The sequence below is a fragment of the Curtobacterium sp. P97 genome, from assembly GCF_023712445.1.
Lineage (GTDB): Bacteria > Actinomycetota > Actinomycetes > Actinomycetales > Microbacteriaceae > Curtobacterium.
The window spans coordinates 40,863-60,925 of the sequence record NZ_JAMAYF010000015.1; the positions used below are offsets into that span (position 1 = coordinate 40,863).

Annotated in this window: 15 protein-coding genes; 8 read left to right on the top strand and 7 right to left on the bottom strand. The window is 71.1% G+C overall.

Going from position 1 to position 20,063, the window contains the following annotated elements:
- Nucleotides 1-6: 6 nt before the first annotated feature.
- From M3677_RS14920 to M3677_RS18495, 7 genes are all read right to left on the bottom strand, one after another.
- A complete protein-coding gene (locus tag M3677_RS14920) occupies nt 7-660 on the bottom strand; it encodes a hypothetical protein (RefSeq protein WP_251160924.1) in 654 nt (217 codons plus the stop codon).
- Nucleotides 657-2,210: a nicotinate phosphoribosyltransferase gene (locus M3677_RS14925; protein WP_251160925.1), complete on the bottom strand. Its 1,554-nt coding sequence runs from the start codon at nt 2,208-2,210 to the stop codon at nt 657-659. The genes M3677_RS14920 and M3677_RS14925 overlap by 4 nt, the downstream gene beginning before the upstream one ends.
- On the bottom strand, nt 2,207-3,037 hold the full coding sequence (locus M3677_RS14930) for a hypothetical protein (protein ID WP_066656877.1): 831 nt from the start codon (nt 3,035-3,037) through the stop codon (nt 2,207-2,209). The genes M3677_RS14925 and M3677_RS14930 overlap by 4 nt, the downstream gene beginning before the upstream one ends.
- Before the next feature lie 49 nt (nt 3,038-3,086).
- Entirely contained in the window at nt 3,087-3,968 is an 882-nt protein-coding gene (locus M3677_RS14935; protein WP_251160926.1) for an oxygenase MpaB family protein, read from the bottom strand.
- Nucleotides 3,965-4,327, bottom strand: coding sequence for a hypothetical protein (locus M3677_RS14940; protein WP_209685331.1), 363 nt, complete (start codon nt 4,325-4,327; stop codon nt 3,965-3,967). The genes M3677_RS14935 and M3677_RS14940 overlap by 4 nt, the downstream gene beginning before the upstream one ends.
- Before the next feature lie 50 nt (nt 4,328-4,377).
- Nucleotides 4,378-4,671, bottom strand: coding sequence for a hypothetical protein (locus tag M3677_RS14945; protein WP_066656863.1), 294 nt, complete (start codon nt 4,669-4,671; stop codon nt 4,378-4,380).
- A 270-nt stretch (nt 4,672-4,941) separates the two neighbouring features.
- A complete protein-coding gene (locus tag M3677_RS18495) occupies nt 4,942-6,573 on the bottom strand; it encodes a RecQ family ATP-dependent DNA helicase (protein WP_251160927.1) in 1,632 nt (543 codons plus the stop codon).
- Between the two features lie 296 nt (nt 6,574-6,869).
- Between M3677_RS18495 and sucC the strand changes: the two genes are divergently transcribed.
- From sucC to M3677_RS14990, 8 genes are all read left to right on the top strand, one after another.
- Complete coding sequence (gene sucC, locus M3677_RS14955; protein ID WP_066656857.1) at nt 6,870-8,039, top strand: ADP-forming succinate--CoA ligase subunit beta; 1,170 nt, start codon at nt 6,870-6,872, stop codon at nt 8,037-8,039.
- A gap of 14 nt (nt 8,040-8,053) precedes the next feature.
- The gene (gene sucD / locus M3677_RS14960; protein WP_251160928.1) at nt 8,054-8,941 is read left to right on the top strand and encodes a succinate--CoA ligase subunit alpha; all 888 of its coding nucleotides are present in this window, start codon (nt 8,054-8,056) and stop codon (nt 8,939-8,941) included.
- A 95-nt stretch (nt 8,942-9,036) separates the two neighbouring features.
- Nucleotides 9,037-11,022, top strand: a complete 1,986-nt coding sequence (locus M3677_RS18500; RefSeq protein WP_251160929.1) for a reverse transcriptase family protein — start codon at nt 9,037-9,039, stop codon at nt 11,020-11,022.
- Between the two features lie 258 nt (nt 11,023-11,280).
- The gene (locus M3677_RS14970; RefSeq protein WP_251160930.1) at nt 11,281-13,440 is read left to right on the top strand and encodes a DUF6350 family protein; all 2,160 of its coding nucleotides are present in this window, start codon (nt 11,281-11,283) and stop codon (nt 13,438-13,440) included.
- A gap of 31 nt (nt 13,441-13,471) precedes the next feature.
- Nucleotides 13,472-14,065 (top strand): phosphoribosylglycinamide formyltransferase, encoded by a 594-nt coding sequence (purN, locus tag M3677_RS14975; protein ID WP_251160931.1) that lies wholly within the window; start codon nt 13,472-13,474, stop codon nt 14,063-14,065.
- A complete protein-coding gene (purH, locus tag M3677_RS14980) occupies nt 14,062-15,720 on the top strand; it encodes a bifunctional phosphoribosylaminoimidazolecarboxamide formyltransferase/IMP cyclohydrolase (protein ID WP_251160932.1) in 1,659 nt (552 codons plus the stop codon). The genes purN and purH overlap by 4 nt, the downstream gene beginning before the upstream one ends.
- Before the next feature lie 599 nt (nt 15,721-16,319).
- Nucleotides 16,320-18,143 (top strand): ABC transporter ATP-binding protein, encoded by a 1,824-nt coding sequence (locus M3677_RS14985; RefSeq protein ID WP_251160933.1) that lies wholly within the window; start codon nt 16,320-16,322, stop codon nt 18,141-18,143.
- Nucleotides 18,140-20,062 carry an ABC transporter ATP-binding protein gene (locus M3677_RS14990; RefSeq protein WP_251160934.1) on the top strand — a complete coding sequence of 641 codons (1,923 nt, stop codon included), beginning with the start codon at nt 18,140-18,142 and terminating at the stop codon, nt 20,060-20,062. Before M3677_RS14985 ends, M3677_RS14990 begins: the two co-directional genes overlap by 4 nt.
- Nucleotide 20,063: the final 1 nt, after the last annotated feature.

Consider the following 20,063-nt stretch of genomic DNA (forward strand, 5'->3'; position numbering starts at 1 on the left):
CCGTGCTCAGTCGGTCCACGTCCAGGTCGCCGGGGGACGACCGCCCCGGCCGGTGGACGTCGGGGAGGCATCGGTCCGGACGAGCGCGGGGTTCGTCCGGAGTGCACGGTTGAGGTTGCCGGCATCCGGGGCGGTCCCGTGGAGCGCCGCGTGGAGTACTGCCGCCGCACTCGTCGGGAAGACGTCACCGAGCAGGGCGCGTGTCATCGGGACGTCCCGCCAGAGCCGGGTGCGCACCTGGTCGAGGGCGGCCCGCACGATCGTGTCGTGGTCGAACGGGAGGCCCGGATCGCCCCCGTCGGTCGGCCGCCACACCACGGGCCCGCCGTCCACCGCCGGTGCCACGACCGCCGCGAACGCGATGCTGATCGCGGTCTCCCGCGGGTCGCGGGACGGGCCGTCGAACGCACCGACCTGTGCGAGGTGCCGCACCGCCCCGGTGCCGATGGCGGCCTTGGTGCGCAGGGCGCGCCGTGCACCGTCGGCGAGGCGTTCCGCAGCGTCCAGGAGCACGCCGGGCAGCGCCTCCCGGCCGGCGTACGGGTCGTACGCCCGGCGCGCGGTGGCGACCCGCAGACCCTCCGTCACCGTGAACGACACCGGGACGACGTCGATCGCGATGAGCGGCTGGTCGCGGGTCGCCGTGTGGGCGTCGGTCACACCGACGCCCGGCGGGCCGCGCGGGCGGCGCGTTCGGTGCGGAGCGTCTCGCGCACGTCGGCGAACGACTGGTGCACCCGGAAGCGGCCGTCGACCCAGACGGGCTGGAGCAGGCTGGTCGCCTCGTCCTCGGCGGTGGCCTCGTCGGTCTGGCGGATCTCGCCGGTGTCGTCGCGGTGCAGGGCGATGCGGCCCTTCGCGCTCTTCTTGCCGCTGCCGGTCTTCGGGTCCTTCTGGATGTCGACCGGCTGCCCGTCGACGAGGGCCCACGTGGCCTTCACGGCGCTGCCGAGGTTGTCGCGCGTCATGTACTGGTACGTGTACGACCCGATGCCGAGCACGACGTTGTCGCTCGCGTAGCCCTTCGCGGCGAGGCGCTCGTAGATGCGACGGGCACGGTCGAGCGTGATGCTGTCGCCGTAGATGACGCCGATGTGCTGGTCGAGCACCTTGAAGCCCCGCTCGTTCACGGTGTGCCCGAACAGCTCGTCGAGGAGCTCGACGACGCCCTTCTCCTCGTGGCTGCGCGACGGGTCGGTCAGCGCTGCCTGGTCGACGCCGTGCACGGTGCCGGTGACGATGTCGACAGGGTCGCCGGAGTCCGGGCGGATGACGAGCTTGCCGTCGCGGGCCGTGATGCGGTCCTCGAGCTGCGGGAGCGTCTCGGTGATCACCTTGAACAGGTCGAAGCCGTCGCTCACCGCCGAGACGATGCCGGTCGGGTACACGTCGAGGATCTGCGCGAACGTCTCGAGCTCGCCGTCGGCGCCGCGGACGCACATCACGCTGTGCTCGGTGGCGGGGACGCTGGCCGCCACCCAGCCGTTGTCGCCCGGGTAGTAGCGGTCGATGAAGTCGAGCGACGGCATCGAGTCGGTGCCGAGGAACGACAGCAGGTGTCCGGCACCGCCCGCGGCGGCGGACTCGATGCTCGTCTGCCCGCGGAACGAGAAGTCGTGGGCGGCGAAGTCGATGCTCGCCGGGTCGGCGCCGGTGCGCTCGGCCCACTCCTCCATGAGGTCGCGGTACTCGAGCGCCTTCGTCGCGACGGTCGAGGGGTGCCAGATCGACGCCGACAGGGCGGTCTCGATGTAGTTCGGCAGCCAGAAGAAGTCGTCGAGGGTGTTCTCGACCGTCAGCGTCGCGACGCCGATCGGGGCGAGGGTGCCCTCGGGGAGCGCCCGGATGTCGAGCGGGAGGTACCCGAGGCGGTGCAGGGCGCGGACGTGGTCGACACCGATGTGGTTCGGGCCGAAGTAGCCCTGCAGTGCCTGCTCGAACAACCGCGCGACCTCGTCCTCGTCGGCGGCGAAGAACGGCGCCCACGCCTCGACCAGGTACCGCTGCACGAACGCCTGCAGCCCGAAGACCACCGCGTGGGTCGACTCGGGCATGTGCGCGTTCGAGCGGTTCGTCCAGTTGATCAGGATCCGGGTCGTGCCCTCGGGGTAGACCTGCCGGTGCGAGTGCTTGTACCCGTCGACCGCCAGCAGCGGGGCGATCGGACTCGCGGTGGTGGTGCGGGGCTCGAGGCCCGTCGTGGTCGTCATCGGATCTCCTTCGTGAGGTACGGGCTGAGCGGGACGGTGCGGAGGCCCGGGACGTCCTGCTGTGCGGGGTAGCTGTCGGTGGTGACGATCTCGCCGAAGTGCTCGGCGAGCTGCGGGGCCCGTCCGGAGAAGACGCCGTGCGAGACCCAGAGGCCCAGGCGCTCCGCCGGCAGGCCGGTCGAGCCGGCGAGGCCCGCGAAGGTGCCGCCGCCGTCGCAGATGTCGTCGACGACGAGCAGCCGACCGGTCTCGGGGAGCGGCTCGCACGAGAACCCGTCGAGCTTGCCGGTGTCCGGGTTGCGGTGCTTCTCGGCGCGGAACAGGGGGAGACCGGCTGCCTCGGCGACGAGCGCCGCCCGGGCGACCGCGCCCTTGTCCGGGGCGATGATGCCGCTGTAGTCGGACCCGGCGAGGACCGCGTCGTGCACGACCCGCTCGCTCGGCACCACGGTGAGGCGCTCGACCAGCCCGACGATCACGGGCGAGTGGGGGTCGAAGGCGATCACCTGGTCGATGGCGAAGCCGTTCAGGACGTCCGCGTAGACCTTCGCGCCGAAGGGGAGTCCGCGGTCCTGCCGCGCTCCGGGCAGGTACGGGACGAGCGCCACCGAGCGTGCCCCGCGCTGTCGGACCGCGTCCGCCCACATGCCGAGCATCACCAGGTCGTCGCCGCCGGTGCCGCGCAGGGTCGCGATCTCGGTGGTCGCCCCCGCGTCGGCGTCGTCCCGGACCTTGACGTGTGCCTCGCCCGCGGGGAACCGCATCGTGGAGAACGTCGGTGTCGTCGGTGTGCCCTGGGCGTCCCAGGTGCTGAGTTCGACTGCCATGGTCCGACCGTACCACTGTTCTTGTCGCCATGACAAGAACTTGTCGGGATCAGTGGGCGTGCCGCGCGGCGATCCGGTGCATGGCCCGCAGCAGCAGCGGCCCCGGGAGTCGGAGCGCCCACCCCGGCACGAGGCTCCGCACGCGCCGGACGAGCGCGACGGTCCGCCGGAAGCGCCGCTGCTCGCGCGGCCCCCACGCGAAGCCGTACGCGGTCCGCAGGGCGTCCGGCAGCATGCCGACGGTGACGATGCGGACGAGCGGCATCGCGGTGCGGACCCACAGCGGTGCGAAGCGGGGGTGCAGGAGGTCGCGCACGATCCCGCGCGCGTCGTCGGTGACGTGCAGGGAGGGCAGGGTCGCACCCCAGTACACGTCGAAGGAGGCCACCGAGGCGAACCAACCGTCGGCGGGCACGCGCAGGGACGTCGCGATCGGGGCGTAGGCCGCCAGGACACGCTCGGCGTCGTCGGGCGACAGGGGGTCGCCGAACAGCTCGTGTGCCCGTCGTGCGGAGTCGAAGAGGGTCGCCGCCACCCACCGCTGCCGGTCGACGTCGTCGGCGCCCTCGACCGGTCGGTGCGCCCGGTCGACGAACGCGGTCGCCACGGCAGCGTCGGTCTCGGTCCCGATCACGACGGCGTAGACGAACATCAGGGTGTGGGCCAGCCGCTGCTGCGGTCGGCGGGCGAAGTCGGAGTGCCGTCGGACCCCGGCTGCGACGACCGGGTCCGCGATCTGCAGCAGGATGGCGCGGCCACCGGCCGCGACGGGTGTGCTGTCCGCCAGCCACCGACGCAGGTCGCGGTCGGCGACGTGACCGTGTGCCGGACGGGAGGCCCGTGGTCCGCCCGTCGCACCGCGTCCGTCCGCCGTCCGGTCGCCGTGGCCGGCGGGGCGGGGGTGGGACGAGCCTCCCGGCCGTCGCGTCACGGGCGTGTCCCGGATCGCCGTGCCCGCCGCAGCGCTGCGGTGTCGAGGAACAGGGCTGCGGCCAGGGCCACTGCGCCGCCGATCAGTGCGCCGACCAGCCACGCGACGCTCACGAGCGTGCCGCCCGCAGCCGCCAGCAGTGTCACGACCAGCCAGATGGCCGGCAGGGGCCACCGGTGCGCCGTCGCGCCGGTGACCAGGGCGAGCACGACACCCGCGACGAGCAGCGGAAGCCAGGCGACCCCGCCGCTCCGGGCACCCGAGTGCGCCGCCGCGGCGACGAGCAGCAGGGACGCCAGCGAGAGGAGCCGGGCCAGCGCGGGCGTCGCACGGACACGGTCGCGGACGCCACGGAGCACGGCCCGATCGTACTGGGCCGTGCTCCGTGGGGGTCGTGCGGGTGTCGTGCTCAGAGCGGCTTCGTGCCGAGGTCGCCGCCGAGGTCCGGACGCTCGGTGTCGTCGTCGTGCTCCCACAGGTCGGGCGAGCCCTCGCGCGGAGCGCCACCGGTGGGGCCGTCGTCGGTTCCGTCGCCCGGCTGAGGCTCGACGGTCTCGCCGGCGACGGCGTCGTTCGTGACGGTCTCGAGGGACTCCTCGGACTCGTCGACCTCGTACGGACCCACGTGCTCGCGGTCCAGGTCGTCGGTGCGGCGCTCCTGGGCGTCGAAGTCGTCGACGGGGCTGATGCCGGGGTCGCTCATGGTGCAGTCCTTCCGTGGGAGGGTCGGGCTCCGGAGCGGGTCGCCGGGGCCGTCGGGCCTTCCTGTGTACGCCGTCCGCCTGACCGGTCGTCCGGTCTGTGGTCGTCCGGTCTGCGCACCCCTCGTCCGGTTTCGCGTCCCGTTCACCTCGGCGTCACCTGCGGTCCACGATCGCGGGTCACACTCGCCGTGCTCGGGGGAGTGGAGCGCGGTCGCCGACGGGTGGTCGAGCGACCGCGCCTTCCCCACCCCGGGTCCGACGCCGGCGCGTCAGACGCGTTCGAGCAGGTGCCGTTCCTCGACGTCGGCCAGCCCGAGGGTCTTGTAGCCGGCGGACTCGAAGAACACCGTCAACCGGTCGTCCTCCGTGCTCATCACCGTCCCTCGACCCCACTGCGCGTGCTCGACGGGCGACTCCGGGGGCCAGGCGTCGTCGTTCGCACCGTCGGCACCGTGGGCGTCCGCGTCCTGGGCGGTCCCGGCCGTGCACGTGTCGCAGTTGCCGCACGGCTCGGCGAGCTCGTCACCGAAGTACCCGAGCAGGAACTGCCGGCGGCAGCCCGAGGTCTCGGCGAACCGGCGCATCATCGCGATGCGCGACTCCTCGATCTCCTCGCGCTCCTTCGCCTGCGCCTTCGCGAGCCCCGCTGCCGCCTCGGCGTCGCGGGGGCCGTCCGGTCGACGGGTGAGACCGTCCTCACCGTCGTCGAGCGCGCCCGCGTCGACGAGGGCGTTGGCCGCACGGCCCGCGGTGCGAGCGGCGAGCCCGGAGCGTTCGGCGAGCTCGGAACGGGCCACCGATCCCTCGGCGGGGACGGCGTCGAACACGGCACGGAGGGTGGCCGGGCGCGGCGAGCCGGACGCGAAGAAGCGTCGGAGGCCGAGGTCCTCGGCGCGGTAGTGCATCGTGGCGAGGCCGACGTCGCCGTCACGGCCGGCACGGCCCACCTCCTGGTAGTAGGCGTCGACCGACTCGGGGACGTCGGCGTGCACGACGAAGCGCACGTCCGGCTTGTCGATCCCCATGCCGAACGCGCTGGTGGCGACTACGACGTCGAGCTCGCCGTCGAGGAACTCGTGGTGGACCCGCTCGCGGTCCCGCACGCGGAGGCCCGCGTGGTACGCCTTCGCCCGGCGACCACTCTCCACGAGTTCGTCCGCGTACACCAGGGTCTCGGCGCGGGTGGCGACGTAGACGATGCCGACCCCCTCGAGTCCGACGACCTGCTCCACGACGGCCTCGCGCTTCGACTCGTCGTCGGCGTGCCGGGCGACCTCGAAGCGCAGGTTCGGCCGGTCGAAGCCGGTGGCGACGACCAACGGGTCCCGCATGCCGAGCCGCTCGACGATCTCGGCGCGGACGGGCGTCGACCCGGTCGCGGTCATCGCGAGCACCGGCGGGCGCCCGAGGCGCTCCACGACCTCGCCGAGCACCAGGTAGTCCGGGCGGAAGTCGTGCCCCCAGCTCGACACGCAGTGCGCCTCGTCGACGGTGACGAGCGCGACGCCGGCGTCGCGCAGCCGCTCGACGACCTCGTCCTTCGCCAGTTGCTCGGGGGCCAGGAACACGTAGCGGGCCTCGCCGGACGCCACGGCGTCCCACGCGTCCTCGAGCTGCCGGCTGCCCCTGGTGGCGTTCATGGTCACCGCGCGCGGGGCGTCCGGGTGGTCCTCGATGCCGACGACCTGGTCCTCCTGCAGGGCCACGAGCGGCGAGACGACGACGACCGGGCCGTCCAGGGCGAGCGCGGCGACCTGGTAGATCGCGGACTTCCCCGAGCCGGTGGGCATGAGCGCCAGGGCGTCGCGACCGTCGAGGACGGCGTCGACGACCTGTTCCTGCTCGGGGTGGAGGTCCCAGCCGAAGACGTCGGCGGCGCGGGTACGGAGTTCCTTCTGCACCCGTCGACCGTGCCCCGTGCCGCCTGGCCGACCATCCGGCGACTGCGTCCCCCGGCCACCGGGGGGCGCGAGGGAGGTGACGGGGGTGGGGCGTGCCTCCCGGCCGGCGCTCCGCGGTGCCGACGCATCCCGCGGCCGAGCGGGCGCGACCGGTGTCCGGACGGACGTGCTCTCCGTCCATGTGGCGGCGCTAGGGTGGTCGCGGCCGTTGTCTCGACATCGAGCGACCCTCGACGTTGAGTGCGCGACCCGATGACCGATGCCGATCGCACGAACCGTGCGGGAAGAAGAACAGCGTGGATCTTTTCGAGTACCAGGCCAGGGACCTCTTCGAGTCCTACGGCGTCCCTGTGCTGCAGGGCATCACCGCCGACACCCCGGAAGAGGCGAGGGCGGCCGCCGAGCGGATCGGCGGCGTGGTCGTCGTCAAGGCGCAGGTGAAGGTCGGCGGTCGCGGCAAGGCCGGCGGCGTCAAGGTCGCGAAGACCCCGGACGAGGCGTACGAGCACGCCGAGGCGATCCTCGGCCTCGACATCAAGGGCCACACCGTGCAGCGCGTGATGGTCGCCCAGGGTGCGGACATCGCCGAGGAGTTCTACTTCTCGGTGCTGCTCGACCGGGCGAACCGCTCGTACCTGTCGCTCGTCAGCGTCGAGGGCGGCATGGAGATCGAGCAGCTCGCGGTCGAGAAGCCCGAGGCGCTCGCGCGCGTCGAGGTGAACCCGCTCACGGGCATCAACAAGGAAGCCGCGCTCGACATCGCGCGCCAGGCGAACTTCCCGTCCGAGCTCCAGGACCAGGTCGCGGACGTCTTCGTGAAGCTCTACGACGTGTTCGCCGGCGAGGACGCCACCCTCGTCGAGGTGAACCCGCTGGTCCGCACCGGCGACGGGCAGATCCTCGCCCTCGACGGCAAGGTGTCGCTCGACGACAACGCCGACTTCCGCCACGAGGGTCACGCGCAGCTCGAGGACACCGCGAGCGAGGACCCGCTCGAGGCCAAGGCGAAGCAGCACGGCCTGAACTACGTGAAGCTCGACGGCGAGGTCGGCGTCATCGGCAACGGCGCAGGGCTCGTCATGTCGACGCTCGACGTCGTCGCGTACGCCGGTGAGCGCCACGGTGGCGTGAAGCCCGCGAACTTCCTCGACATCGGCGGTGGCGCCTCGGCCGAGGTCATGGCGAACGGCCTCGACGTCATCCTCGGCGACCCGCAGGTGAAGAGCGTGTTCGTGAACGTCTTCGGCGGCATCACCGCCTGCGACGCCGTCGCGAACGGCATCGTCGCCGCACTCGGCATCCTCGGCGACTCGGCGACCAAGCCGCTCGTCGTGCGCCTGGACGGCAACAACGTGGACGAGGGTCGCCGGATCCTGGCGGAGGCGGCGCACCCGCTCGTCACCGTCGCCGAGACCATGGACGATGCGGCCGAGCAGGCCGCCGAGCTCGCCGCGGCCGCGGCGTAAGGAGCACCAGAGCAATGTCGATCTTCCTCAACAAGGACTCGAAGGTCATCGTCCAGGGCATCACCGGCGGCGAGGGCACGAAGCACACCGCGCTCATGCTCAAGGCCGGCACGCAGGTCGTCGGCGGCGTGAACGCCCGCAAGGCCGGCACCACCGTCACGCACGGCGACGTCGAGCTCCCCGTGTTCGGCTCGGTGCGTGAAGCCGTCGACACCACCGGTGCCGACGTCTCGATCGTCTTCGTCCCGCCGGCGTTCGCGAAGGACGCGGTCATGGAGGCCATCGACGCCGAGGTCCCGCTCGTCGTCGTCATCACCGAGGGCATCCCCGTGCAGGACTCCGCGGAGTTCTGGGCGCACGCGAAGGCGCTGGGCGGGAAGACCCGGATCATCGGCCCGAACTGCCCCGGCATCATCACCCCGGGGGAGTCGCTCGTCGGCATCACCCCGGCGACGATCACCGGCAAGGGCCCGATCGGTCTCGTGTCGAAGTCCGGCACCCTGACCTACCAGATGATGTACGAGCTGCGTGACCTGGGCTTCTCGACCGCCATCGGCATCGGCGGCGACCCGGTCATCGGCACGACGCACATCGACGCGCTCGCCGCGTTCGAGGCCGACCCGGAGACGACGGCGATCGTCATGATCGGCGAGATCGGCGGCGACGCCGAGGAGCGCGCGGCCGACTACATCAAGGCGCACGTCACGAAGCCGGTCGTCGGCTACGTCGCGGGCTTCACCGCGCCCGAGGGCAAGACCATGGGCCACGCCGGCGCGATCGTCTCCGGTTCCGCCGGGACCGCCGAGGCGAAGAAGCAGGCGCTCGAGGCCGCCGGCGTCAAGGTCGGCAAGACGCCGTCCGAGACGGCCGCGCTGCTGCGCGAGGTGGTCGCCGCCCACTAACGGGGTCGCGTCCTCGAAGGCTGCCAGGAGGCTCGGCGCGGTTTCCACGCCGAGCCTCCTGTCACCCTACAACTCCAAGACCTAATATCGGGCGAGTGAGTGACGTGCTGAGTGGCGAATTTAGTCGGCGCAATCTGCGGCTGACTGCATTCATCGATGAGTCGTACGTTGATCGATGGGCCGACGACCCGGATTCAGACGACATCCTTCCATCGGGAGCATCGGAGACTCGCAAGCAGCGGTCGAAAGTGGGCCGGCGTCTTTTGGTGGGAGCTGCGGTGACGTCCAGGGGCGATGAGCTCAGCCGCTCGATCACTGATGCGGCAGCCCTGGCAGTCGCTGACGATGCGCTCTGGGAGCCTCGGGAGGGGTACAAGAGCCCCGATCAACGTCGCGACCGCTTTGACCGCGAAGGATTTCACTTCACCTACGACAACGCTGACCTCCGTAAGCGCGGCCTTGAGGCGATGACATCGGTCGATCTTCGATTTCACGTGCTGCATCACGACTTCGCACTCGGGCAGGAGAAAGATTTAGACGCGCATCTTGCGATGCTGTTCACGCTTATTCAGTCGATACTTCAACGCTACGCGGGCGCCGAAGTGGAACTCGTAATCGAGAACGAGAGTAGCGCGCACGCCGCGTTATTCGGCGGTGCAGTAGCTCAAGCTGTATCGGCACTCGACCGAACCGGAACACCGCGCGCGCGTGTGCTGGCCCGGCTCGGACGGAAGCCGTTGGGTGGGCTCGCGGCGGCGGACTATGCCCTCGCCATCGTCAACCTAGACCTCGATGGGGGGCGCGACACGCGTCGGGAAGACGAGCGCCAGCTCCTCCAGCGGTCAGCGCGGCATCTGGCGCACGTCATGGACTTCGATAACGCCTTGCACCGGCGAAAGTTTGATAGTGTAAGCGTGCCCAACTGGGTTCGACTTATCGTGGATGCGAGTTCGCATCCGGGCGTCAATCAAGCCAATCCTACACTCATAGGCGTCGGCCCAGTTGGGCCCTTCGCGCGTCTGCGTACGATTCCGCAGTTGGCGAGCAAGTTGGGATACACGTACGAGGCATTCGTGCAAACAGTCGCTCGCGCTCAACAAGCTGACGCTTACGAGACTAAGCCGATTCACCTTAAAGGGAAACGGCGGGAATTGTCGATCGTTGTCGATGAGGCGGTCAATGACCTTCATCGTCGCATCCTGAGTAATCTCCGGTATCTCTCGGTGTTTTTGCATCCGAGTTGTGTCGGGTATATGTCCGGGCTGAGCGCGAAAGATGCGGCTGCGCCGCATGTCGGTCAACCCTGGGCGCAGCGTTTGGATATCAAGGACTTCTTTCCATCTGTGACAGCAGCCCATGTCGGCGTCGCTCTTCAGAACTTCGGGGCGGAAAAGCTCATCGCGGACGAATTGGCGAACGTACTGACGATCAAAGGTTCGCTTCCGACCGGCACCTCAACTAGTCCCTTGATGTCGAATCTTGTTCTGGCGAACTTTGATCGCGAGGTATCCTATTGGGCGCTCGCGCATGGGCTTGCCTACTCGCGATACGCCGACGACATGATCTTCTCCGGTAAATCATGGTTCGATGCATCTACATTTGTGAGCTCGGAACTTTCAAAGCTGGGACTGGTTCTGAATGTCAATAAGACACGCACTCGGAAGCTCGGTCAGGCGTTCCGTGTCGCTGGTTTGACTATCGACGGCGATGCGCCCCGTGTTCGAAAGGCGCTCAAGAGGCAGCTTCGTCTGGAATTGTTCAATCTCAACGCCGCACTATCAAAGGTAGGGTCGAGCACTCAGGACGCAGTTTCTTCCGTCAGGGAATTGGATGACTCGGATAAAGATCTGTTCCTGCACGTAAGAGGGCTCGCGCGTTACGTCAAGGGAGTTGAGAGGGAGTGGAGCTCGCGTCTACTAGGGCAATATCCGTTGGCGACGGCTGCACTATTCCCGACGGACGGTTTGTCGCGCCGGCGCGATCCGGTGAAATCTCTAGCAGACAGGATCCGCGCAGCTCCATTTCCATTAACGGACGAGGCGCAACCGGTCGGTTCAGAGCCTCCGATGACCGAAACGTGAGCATCATCGTCAGCCTTTGGTTGTCGGATCGGCGGAGGGCCTGACGGCGAACGTCAAGCATTCCTCTAGCGGAGTACGGTGGGGCGCGTTGATCGCGGCAGCCGAGTATCGCCATCGCGATGACGTGGTTGGAGGCGCTGTCGATGGTCCTGGGTTGGACTGCGCGACCCGCGAGCCGGGGAGGGGGCGTTGCGAAGGTCATCGTGGACACCGCGCGGCTCGCCGGCGACCGCCTGGGCGACACGTACTCTGGCGGGGATGAACCGCCTGGGAACCGCACTGCTGGCCGCCGTCGAGGCGATCGTGACGGTCGGCGTGGGCGTCGGGATCGCCCTCGTGCCGCTGACCCTGCTCTGGGGCTTCGAGTACGGGCTGCAGATCGACTGGGACGTCTTCTGGAAGGCCGCGGGCAGCGTCTGGCTCGTCGGCCACGGCGTCGACGTGACCTTCCGGCTCGGCAGCGACGTCGCCGGGGCCTCCGGGGTCGACGGGGCGGCGGACCCCATCCACGTGACGCTCGCAGCCCTCGGCTTCGCGGTCGTGACCGCCTGGCTCGGCGGGCGCGCCGGTCGCCGGTTCGCCGAGACCGAGCACCGGACGACCGGGCTGCTGGTCGGCACCGCCGCCGTCGCGTTGCTCGGGCTCGCGGTCGCGCTCTCGTCGACGTCGGCGGCCTCGGACCCCGTGGTGTGGCAGGCCGTCGTGCTGCCCGCGCTCTGGTTCGCGGTCCCCGCCCTGGCGACGAGCGAGGTGTGCCGGGTCCGTCGGGGACTGCCGGCCGACCCGCTCACACGACGGGTGCTCGACCAGGTCGACCGGATCCCCGCGCTGTGGCGCACCGTCGCCGGCTTCGCGCTCCGTGCCGGCACCGCGGTGACCGCCGTGGTGGTCGCCGCCGCGGGCATCGTCGTCGCGTTCCTGCTCGTCACCTCGTTCGCCGAGGTCATCGCGCTGTACGAGCGCTCCCACGCCGGCGTGGTCGGGGGCATCGCGCTCACCGTGGGGCAGCTCGCGTTCCTGCCCGACTTCGTGGGCTGGGCGGTCGCGTGGCTGGTCGGTCCGGGCTTCGCGATCGGCACCGGGTCGAGCGTCTCGCCGATCGGCACGTCGCTCGGGCCGATCCCCGGTGTCCCGGTGTTCGGCGCGCTGCCGGCGTCCGGGCACACCTTCGGACTGCTCGGGGTGCTCGTGCCCGTCGTCGCCGGGTTCGTGGTCGGCGGTCTCATGCGCCCCGCGCTCGTCCGTGCCCTGGGCCACGAGGACACCCCGCTCCGCCGCGCACTCGCGGGCGTCGCCACCGGTGTCGTGGCGGGGGTGCTGACCGGGGTCGCCACGGGACTGACCTCAGGCTCGCTCGGCCCCGGTCGGCTCGCCGAGGCCGGGCCGAACGGACTGCTCGTCGGACTCTCCGCGGCGCTCGAGGTCGGGCTGCCCGCCGCGGTCGCACTGGCCGTCGGAAGCGATCTGGTGCGCATGCCCGAGCGGTCGTGGGGTCGTGAGCGCTGGGTCGAGGCCGAGGACGCCGCTGCCGAGGCGACTGCCGAAGACGCCCGTGCGGGCTCGCTCGTCACGGCGCTGGACGAGGCCGGAGCGGGCCACGTGCCTGCGACGCACCGGTTCAGGGTCCACGAGGCGCACGACTCCGCGACCCACGCGACCCCGGCGTCCGCGACCGGGTCGCACCGCGGGGACGACCAGCCGACCGAGACGATCGAGGACGACGAGCCCGCGCCGACACCGACGGTGGCCGCACGGACCGACCATGCCCGTGGTACCGACGAGCCCGCCGGCGGGTCCACCGACCGGCGTGCTCCGGCGTCGGTCTCCGAGCCCGAGCCCGGCCGGGCTCCCGAGGCCGGCGGTGCTCCCGTGGCCGGCCGTGCTCCTGCGGCCGAGCCGGACGACGTCCCCCTGCCCGACTGGGCCCGGACGGACGCCGTCGCCGCGGAACGGGTCGCCCCCGCACCGACGCCGGGCACGCAGCCGGCACGGAGCGGCACCAGCAGCCTGCGCGACCGACTGCGCAGCGCCGCCGGTGACGTCCGCGCCCGTGTCGGCGAGCTGCGCGACCGGGTCGGCGGCTCGGCCCATCACCCGTCACACGACCCCTCGGGGCAGTCCCAGCAGTCCCGGCAGTCCCGGCAGTCCGGGCGATCGGAGCGCGACGAGACGCTGCCGCACGCCCCCGGCACCGAACAGCAGCCGGCGTTCCCGTGGAGCACCGAGGAGTTCGTCGCCGGGCGCGACGACGCCGACGGTGCCCGGGACGCAGCGGACACCGAGGCTTCCCGCGGGGAGCGCGCCGCACCCGGATCCGCCGCACCGGCCCCCACGGGCTCCGGGTCGCGGTGGGACCAGACCGACCAGATCGCCGAGGACGAGCTGCCCTGGTGGCGCCGTCCGAAGCACGACGCGTAGCGCTCGCCGCGCCGCCGCTAGGCTGGTCCCCGTGCTCGAACTGGTCGTCCTGATCTCCGGTACCGGCTCGAACCTCCGAGCCCTGCTCGAGGCGACGACCGACGCCGAGTACCCCGCCCGCGTGGTCGCGATCGGGGCCGACCGCGATGCCGAGGGCCTGGCGCTGGGCGAGGAGTTCGGGGTCCCGACCTTCTCGGTGCCGTTCTCCCGCTTCGCCTCGCGCGACGAGTGGGGCGCCGAGCTCGCCGCCCAGATCCGGTCGTGGTCGCCGGACCTCCTCGTGCTCTCCGGCCTGATGCGCCTGCTCCCGCACGCCGTCGTGTCCGAGTTCGCCCCCGCGATCATCAACACCCACCCCGCGTACCTGCCCGAGTTCCCCGGCGCACACGGGGTCCGTGACGCCCTGGCCGCCGGCGTCGAGCAGACCGGCGCCAGCGTGATCCAGGTCGACGACGGCGTGGACACCGGCCCGATCCTGGCGCAGGAGCGGATCCCGGTGCTGCCGGACGACTCCGAGTCGACGCTGCACGACCGCATCAAGCCGGTCGAGCGCCGCCTGCTCATCCAGACCATCCTCGACATCGCCAACGGCACCACCGACCTGAAGGGCCCCCCGAGCGCATGAGCGTGCACGCCGCCGACCCCAGCCTCTACCGCCACCGCGACGTCGTCCCCGTGCGGCGCGCGCTCATCTCGGTGAGCGACAAGTCCGGCCTGCTCGAGCTCGCCGGCGCCCTGGCCGACGCAGGCGTGGAGCTCGTCTCGACTGGCAGCACGGCGCAGACGATCCGCGACGCCGGGTACGCCGTCACCGACGTGTCGAGCGTGACCGGGTTCCCGGAGTCGCTGGACGGCCGCGTCAAGACCCTGCACCCTGCCGTGCACGCGGGGCTCCTCGCCGACCTGCGCCTCGAGTCGCACGAGCAGCAGCTCGCCGAGCTCGGCATCGCGCCGTTCGAGCTCGTCGTGGTGAACCTGTACCCGTTCGTCGAGACCGTCGCCTCGGGTGCCGAGGCCGCGACCGTGGTGGAGAACGTCGACATCGGCGGACCGGCGATGGTCCGCGCCTCGGCGAAGAACCACCCGAACGTCGCGATCGTCGTGTCGCCGTCGTCCTACGCCGAGGTCGTCGAGGCAGTCCGCGCCGGGGGCACCACGCTCGAACTCCGGAAGCGCCTCGCCGCCCAGGCCTTCGCCCACACGGCGTCCTACGACGCCGCCGTCGCGTCGTACTTCGCGACCGACGTCGTCGGGCAGGACGCGGCACACGTCGCCGCCCAGGCCGCCGCGCCCAAGGTGACGGGCGACCTCGAGACGCCCGGCTCGTTCGACGAGACGCTCCGGCTCGAGGCCGGGCTGACCGCGACGCTCCGCTACGGCGAGAACGCGCACCAGGCCGCCGCGCTCTACACGACCTCCGGCGGAGCGGGCATCGCCCAGGCGACGCAGCTGCACGGCAAGGAGATGTCGTACAACAACTACGTCGACGCCGACGCCGCCGTCCGGGCCGCGTACGACTTCGACACCCCCGCCGTCGCGATCATCAAGCACGCCAACCCGTGCGGCATCGCCACCGCCCCGGCCGACGCGGTCGACCCGATCGCCTCGGCGCACGCCGCCGCGCACGCCTGCGACCCGCTGTCGGCCTTCGGCGGGGTCATCGCCGCGAACCGCCCGGTCACGAAGCAGATGGCCGAGACCGTGCGCGACATCTTCACCGAGGTCGTCGTGGCCCCGGCCTTCGACCCCGAGGCGCTCGAGATCCTCTCGCAGAAGAAGAACATCCGGCTCCTCACCCTGCCGGCGGACTTCGCGCTCGCGTCCCGTGAGGTCAAGCAGGTCTCCGGCGGCTTCCTCGTGCAGGACGCCGACCGCTTCACCACCTTCGACCAGTCGACCTGGACCCTGGTGTCCGGCGAGCCGGCCGACGACGCGACCCTCGCCGACCTCGCGTTCGCGTGGAAGGCCAGCCGCGCCGTGAAGTCGAACGCGATCCTGCTCGCCGACCAGGGCGCGAGCGTCGGCGTCGGCATGGGCCAGGTCAACCGGGTGGACTCCTGCCACCTCGCGGTGGACCGCGCCGGGGAGCGTGCCCGGGGCAGCGTCGCAGCGTCGGACGCGTTCTTCCCGTTCGCCGACGGCCTGCAGGTCCTGCTCGACGCCGGTGTCCGTGCCGTCGCGCAGCCGGGCGGCAGCGTCCGTGACGACGAGGTCATCGCGGCGGCGCAGGCGGCCGGCGTGACCATGTACTTCACCGGCGAGCGTCACTTCTTCCACTGAGTCACCGAACACCGAACACCGGTCACCGGACAGCGCCACGCGCTCGGATCGACGGCGTCCAACAACGTCGAGACCATTGCGCAACACGTGCGACTGTGAATAGTCTGTAAGGCTCCGCACCGCATCGGACGATCGCAACCGGATCGGCCGTGCCCGCGGACACAACGGTGACGAAGACGACGACTGGAGTGACGATGGACGCGACGACCGGAACAGTGGCGACGGCTGCCCGGACGGGTCTCGTGTCCCTCGTGGGGACCACTCCCGCCCCGCGACCCCGGACCCGGACGGCACCGCCGCTCCGGTACCCGGGCGCGGCCGCCGTCTAGCCAGGCCCCTCCCACGGCCTCGCGCCCGACGACACCGTCGGCGAGCGCGGACCACCTGCTGAGAACCCGGGGACCCGTGTCCCCGGTGCCCTCCGGCCCGGTCGACGTCACGCGAGTGGCGGCGACGGCGCGCGACCACGCGCCCGGCCGACGACCACCGCACTGCCACGCCGCGCCTCCCGGCCGGACCGCCACCCACCGACGCGACCCGTCGGCGGGCCGGACGACCCGACCGGGCGGACGCCGCACGACGCACGAGGACGCAACCGCATGTCCACAACGCCCGACCAGGCGACCCCCTCCACCGACCGCCCCTCGACCCTGCGCGCCATCGGGCGCATCTGGCCCTACGTCAGGCCGTACCGCTGGCGACTGTTCGGCGGCATGGCCGCGGCGATGGGCGCCTCGCTCGTCGCCCTGGTGATCCCGTACGTGCTCCAGTGGCTCGTCGACGGACCGCTGTCCTCGCGCGACGCCGCGCTCATCTGGCCCGCCGGACTCGGCGTGCTCGCACTCGGCGCCCTCGAGGCCTTCTTCATCGCATCCCGCCGACGGCTCGTGATGCGCCCGTCGACGCGCATCGAGACGAGCATGCGCAACGCGCTCTACGCCAAGCTCCAGGACCTGCCGGTGGCCTTCCACGACCGCTGGGAGTCCGGGCAGCTGCTGTCCCGTTCGGTGTCCGACCTGTCGCTCATCCGCCGATGGCTGGCGTTCGGCGTCGTGCTGCTCGTGGTGAACATCGTCACGATCGCGGTCGGCTTCGTCGTGCTCTTCACCTTCGGGTGGCTGCTCGGACTGATCTTCCTCGTGGCGTCGATCCCGCTGTGGATCAACGGCCTGCTGTTCGAGCGGAAGTACTCCGTCGTCGCGCGGCGCAGCCAGGACCAGGTCGGCGACCTCGCCACGAGCGTCGAGCAGTCGGTGCACGGCATCCGCGTGCTCAAGGCGTTCGGCCGCGGTCGCTTCAAGCTCGACGAGTTCAGTGAGCAGGCCGAGGCGCTCCGCGGCACCGAGATCGAGAAGGCGAAGGCCATCGCGAGCATCTGGCTGTGGCTGCTGCTCGTGCCGGACGTCGCGTTCGCGCTGTGCCTGCTCGCCGGCATCTGGCTGGCGTCGCAGGGCGAGCTGACGGTCGGACAGCTGTTCGCGTTCTTCGCGACGGCGACCGTGCTGCGGTTCCCGATCGAGTCGATCGGGTTCTTCCTGTCGATGACGTTCGACACCCGGACCGCGGTCGACCGGTTCTTCGAGGTCATGGACTCCGAGAACACGATCCAGGACCCGGAGTCACCGAGGACCATCGACGAACCGCACGGTGCGCTGTCGTTCAACGCCGTGCACTTCCGGTACCAGGACGCGACGGACGAGTACCCGGACCTGGTGGACGGCGTCGAGCTGCAGCTGCACCCGGGCGAGACCATGGCGCTCGTCGGCCTGACCGGCAGCGGCAAGACGACCCTGCTGTCCCTGGTGCCGCGGCTGTACGACGTGACCGGCGGCTCGATCACGATCGACGGCGTCGACGTCCGCGACCTCACCCGCGCGGACCTCCGTCGGCACGTCGGTGTCGCCTTCGAGGACGCCACGCTGTTCTCGACGAGCGTCCGCGACAACGTGCTGCTCGGTCGCCCGGACCTGTCCGGCGACGAGGCCGAGCGCATCATGCGCGAGGCGCTCGACATCGCGCAGGCGTCCTTCGTCGACGACCTGCCCGAGGGTGTCGACACCCGCGTCGGCGAGGAGGGGCTGTCGCTCTCCGGCGGCCAGCGGCAGCGTCTGGCGCTCGCCCGCGCGATCGCCGCGCGGCCGTCGGTCCTGGTGCTCGACGACCCGCTGTCGGCGCTCGACGTCGACACCGAGGCGCGGGTCGAGGCCGGGCTCCGCCGCGTGCTGGCCGACACCACGTCGCTCATCGTCGCCCACCGCCCCTCGACCGTGACGCTCGCCGACCGGGTGGCGCTCATGGAGGGCGGACGCATCACCGCCGTCGGCACCCACTCGGAGCTGATGGCCACCAACGAGCACTACCGCTACGTCATCTCCTCGCTCGACGAGGACGACGCACCCGCCCGAGAGGAGGCGATGGCATGAGCCAGCAGGACCAGGTACCGCCCGTGGACACGGCAGCCGGGCCCGGAGGCCCCGATCCCGTCCTCGACGACGTCGCGGACACCAAGGCGGCCGGCCCCGTCACCGCCGCGGTCACCACGCTCGGCGTGCGCGGCGAGGAGCGCGAGGACTTCAGCAAGGCGGAGAGCAAGCGCCTGCGGCGTCGCTCCCTCGCCCTGCTCGGGTCGCTCGCGGCTCCGCTGAAGGCACGCCTCGTGCTGCTCGGCGTCGTCGTGGTGGTCTCCACCGCGGGCACCGTCGCGGGTCCCGCGCTCATCGCGTGGGGCATCGACAACGCCCTGCCCCGGGTGATGGACGAGAACGACTGGGTACCGGCGTTCGGCGTCGTGGCGACGTACATCGTCGTCGCGGTGCTCGGCGCGGTCCTCACCGCCTGGTACACCGTGCTCGCGGCGCGGATCAGCCAGGCGATCCTGTTCGACCTGCGGAAGCGCGTGTTCCTGCACACCCAGCGGCTGTCGCTCGAGTTCCACGAGACGTACACGTCCGGACGGATCATCTCCCGCCAGACGAGCGACCTGGACTCGATCCGCGAGCTGCTCGACTCCGGCCTGAACCAGCTCATCCAGGGCGTGCTCTACATGGTGTTCACGGGCATCGCGCTCGTGCTGCTCGACCCGACCTCCGGGCTCGTGCTCGCGGTGTCGCTCGTGCCGCTGTGGTTCCTGATCCGCTGGTTCCAGCAGAACTCGCAGACCCTGTTCCGGGCCACCCGTGTGACCTCGGCGCGCGTCATCGTGCACTTCGTCGAGACGATGACCGGCATCCGGGCGGTGCAGGCGTTCCGGAAGGAGTCCCGCAACCGCGACGAGTACGGCGGCTACGTCGAGGACTACCGGGTGGCGAACACGAAGGTGTTCAACCTGTTCGGGACCTTCGACCCGGTGCTCGTCCTCATCGGCAACGCCACGCTCGCGGCGGTCGTCATCGTCGGCGGCTTCCGGATCGTGGGGGGCTCGCTCGAGGTCGGCGCGCTGCTCGCGGTCGCGCTGTACGCCAAGCGGTTCTTCGACCCGGCGCAGGAGCTCGCGATGTTCTACAACGGGTACCAGTCGGCCTCGGCGGCGATGGAGAAGATCTCCGGCGTCCTCGAGGAACGCCCGTCGGTGCCGGACCCCGCGAAGCCCGTGCGGCTGCCGGACGCCACCGGCGCGATGGACTTCGACGACGTCGAGTTCGCGTACAACGCCGAGAAGGTCGTGCTCCCCGAGTTCGACCTGCACATCCCGGCGGGGCAGACCATCGCGCTCGTCGGGTCGACCGGTGCCGGGAAGTCGACGCTCGCGAAGCTCATGGCGCGGTTCTACGACCCGTCGAAGGGTTCCGTGCGGCTCGACGGCGTGGACCTGCGGGACATCGACCCGAAGGACATGCGCCGCGCGATCGTCATGGTCACGCAGGAGGCGTACCTGTTCTCCGGCTCCGTCGCGGACAACATCGCGCTCGGCAAGCCCGGGGCGACGCGGGACGAGATCGTGCGCGCGGCGGAGGCGGTCGGGGCGGACGCGTTCATCGAGGCCCTGCCCGACGGGTACGACACCGACGTGAACAAGCGCGGTGGCCGGGTGTCGGCCGGGCAGCGGCAGCTCCTGTCGTTCGCCCGGGCGTTCATCGCCGACCCGAAGGTGCTCATCCTCGACGAGGCCACGGCGTCGCTGGACATCCCGTCCGAGCGGCTCGTGCAGGAGGGCCTCGAGACCCTGCTCGCGGACCGCACCGCCGTGATCATCGCGCACCGCCTGTCGACCGTCGCGATCGCCCACCGGGTGCTCGTGATGGAGTACGGGCGGATCGTCGAGGACGGCACGCCGGACGACCTGATCGCGGGGACCGGGCGGTTCGCCCAGCTGCACGCCGCCTGGCGGGACTCGCTCGTCTGAC

Excerpts from the sequence above, each read along its gene's own strand:
- M3677_RS14925 (WP_251160925.1), bottom strand. The coding sequence starts at position 2,210 with ATGACGACCACGACGGGCCTCGAGCCCCGCACCACCACCGCGAGTCCG.
- M3677_RS14930 (WP_066656877.1), bottom strand. The coding sequence starts at position 3,037 with ATGGCAGTCGAACTCAGCACCTGGGACGCCCAGGGCACACCGACGACA.
- M3677_RS14945 (WP_066656863.1), bottom strand. The coding sequence starts at position 4,671 with ATGAGCGACCCCGGCATCAGCCCCGTCGACGACTTCGACGCCCAGGAG.
- sucD (WP_251160928.1), top strand. The coding sequence starts at position 8,054 with ATGTCGATCTTCCTCAACAAGGACTCGAAGGTCATCGTCCAGGGCATC.
- M3677_RS14970 (WP_251160930.1), top strand. The coding sequence starts at position 11,281 with ATGAACCGCCTGGGAACCGCACTGCTGGCCGCCGTCGAGGCGATCGTG.
- purH (WP_251160932.1), top strand. The coding sequence starts at position 14,062 with ATGAGCGTGCACGCCGCCGACCCCAGCCTCTACCGCCACCGCGACGTC.
- M3677_RS14985 (WP_251160933.1), top strand. The coding sequence starts at position 16,320 with ATGTCCACAACGCCCGACCAGGCGACCCCCTCCACCGACCGCCCCTCG.
- M3677_RS14990 (WP_251160934.1), top strand. The coding sequence starts at position 18,140 with ATGAGCCAGCAGGACCAGGTACCGCCCGTGGACACGGCAGCCGGGCCC.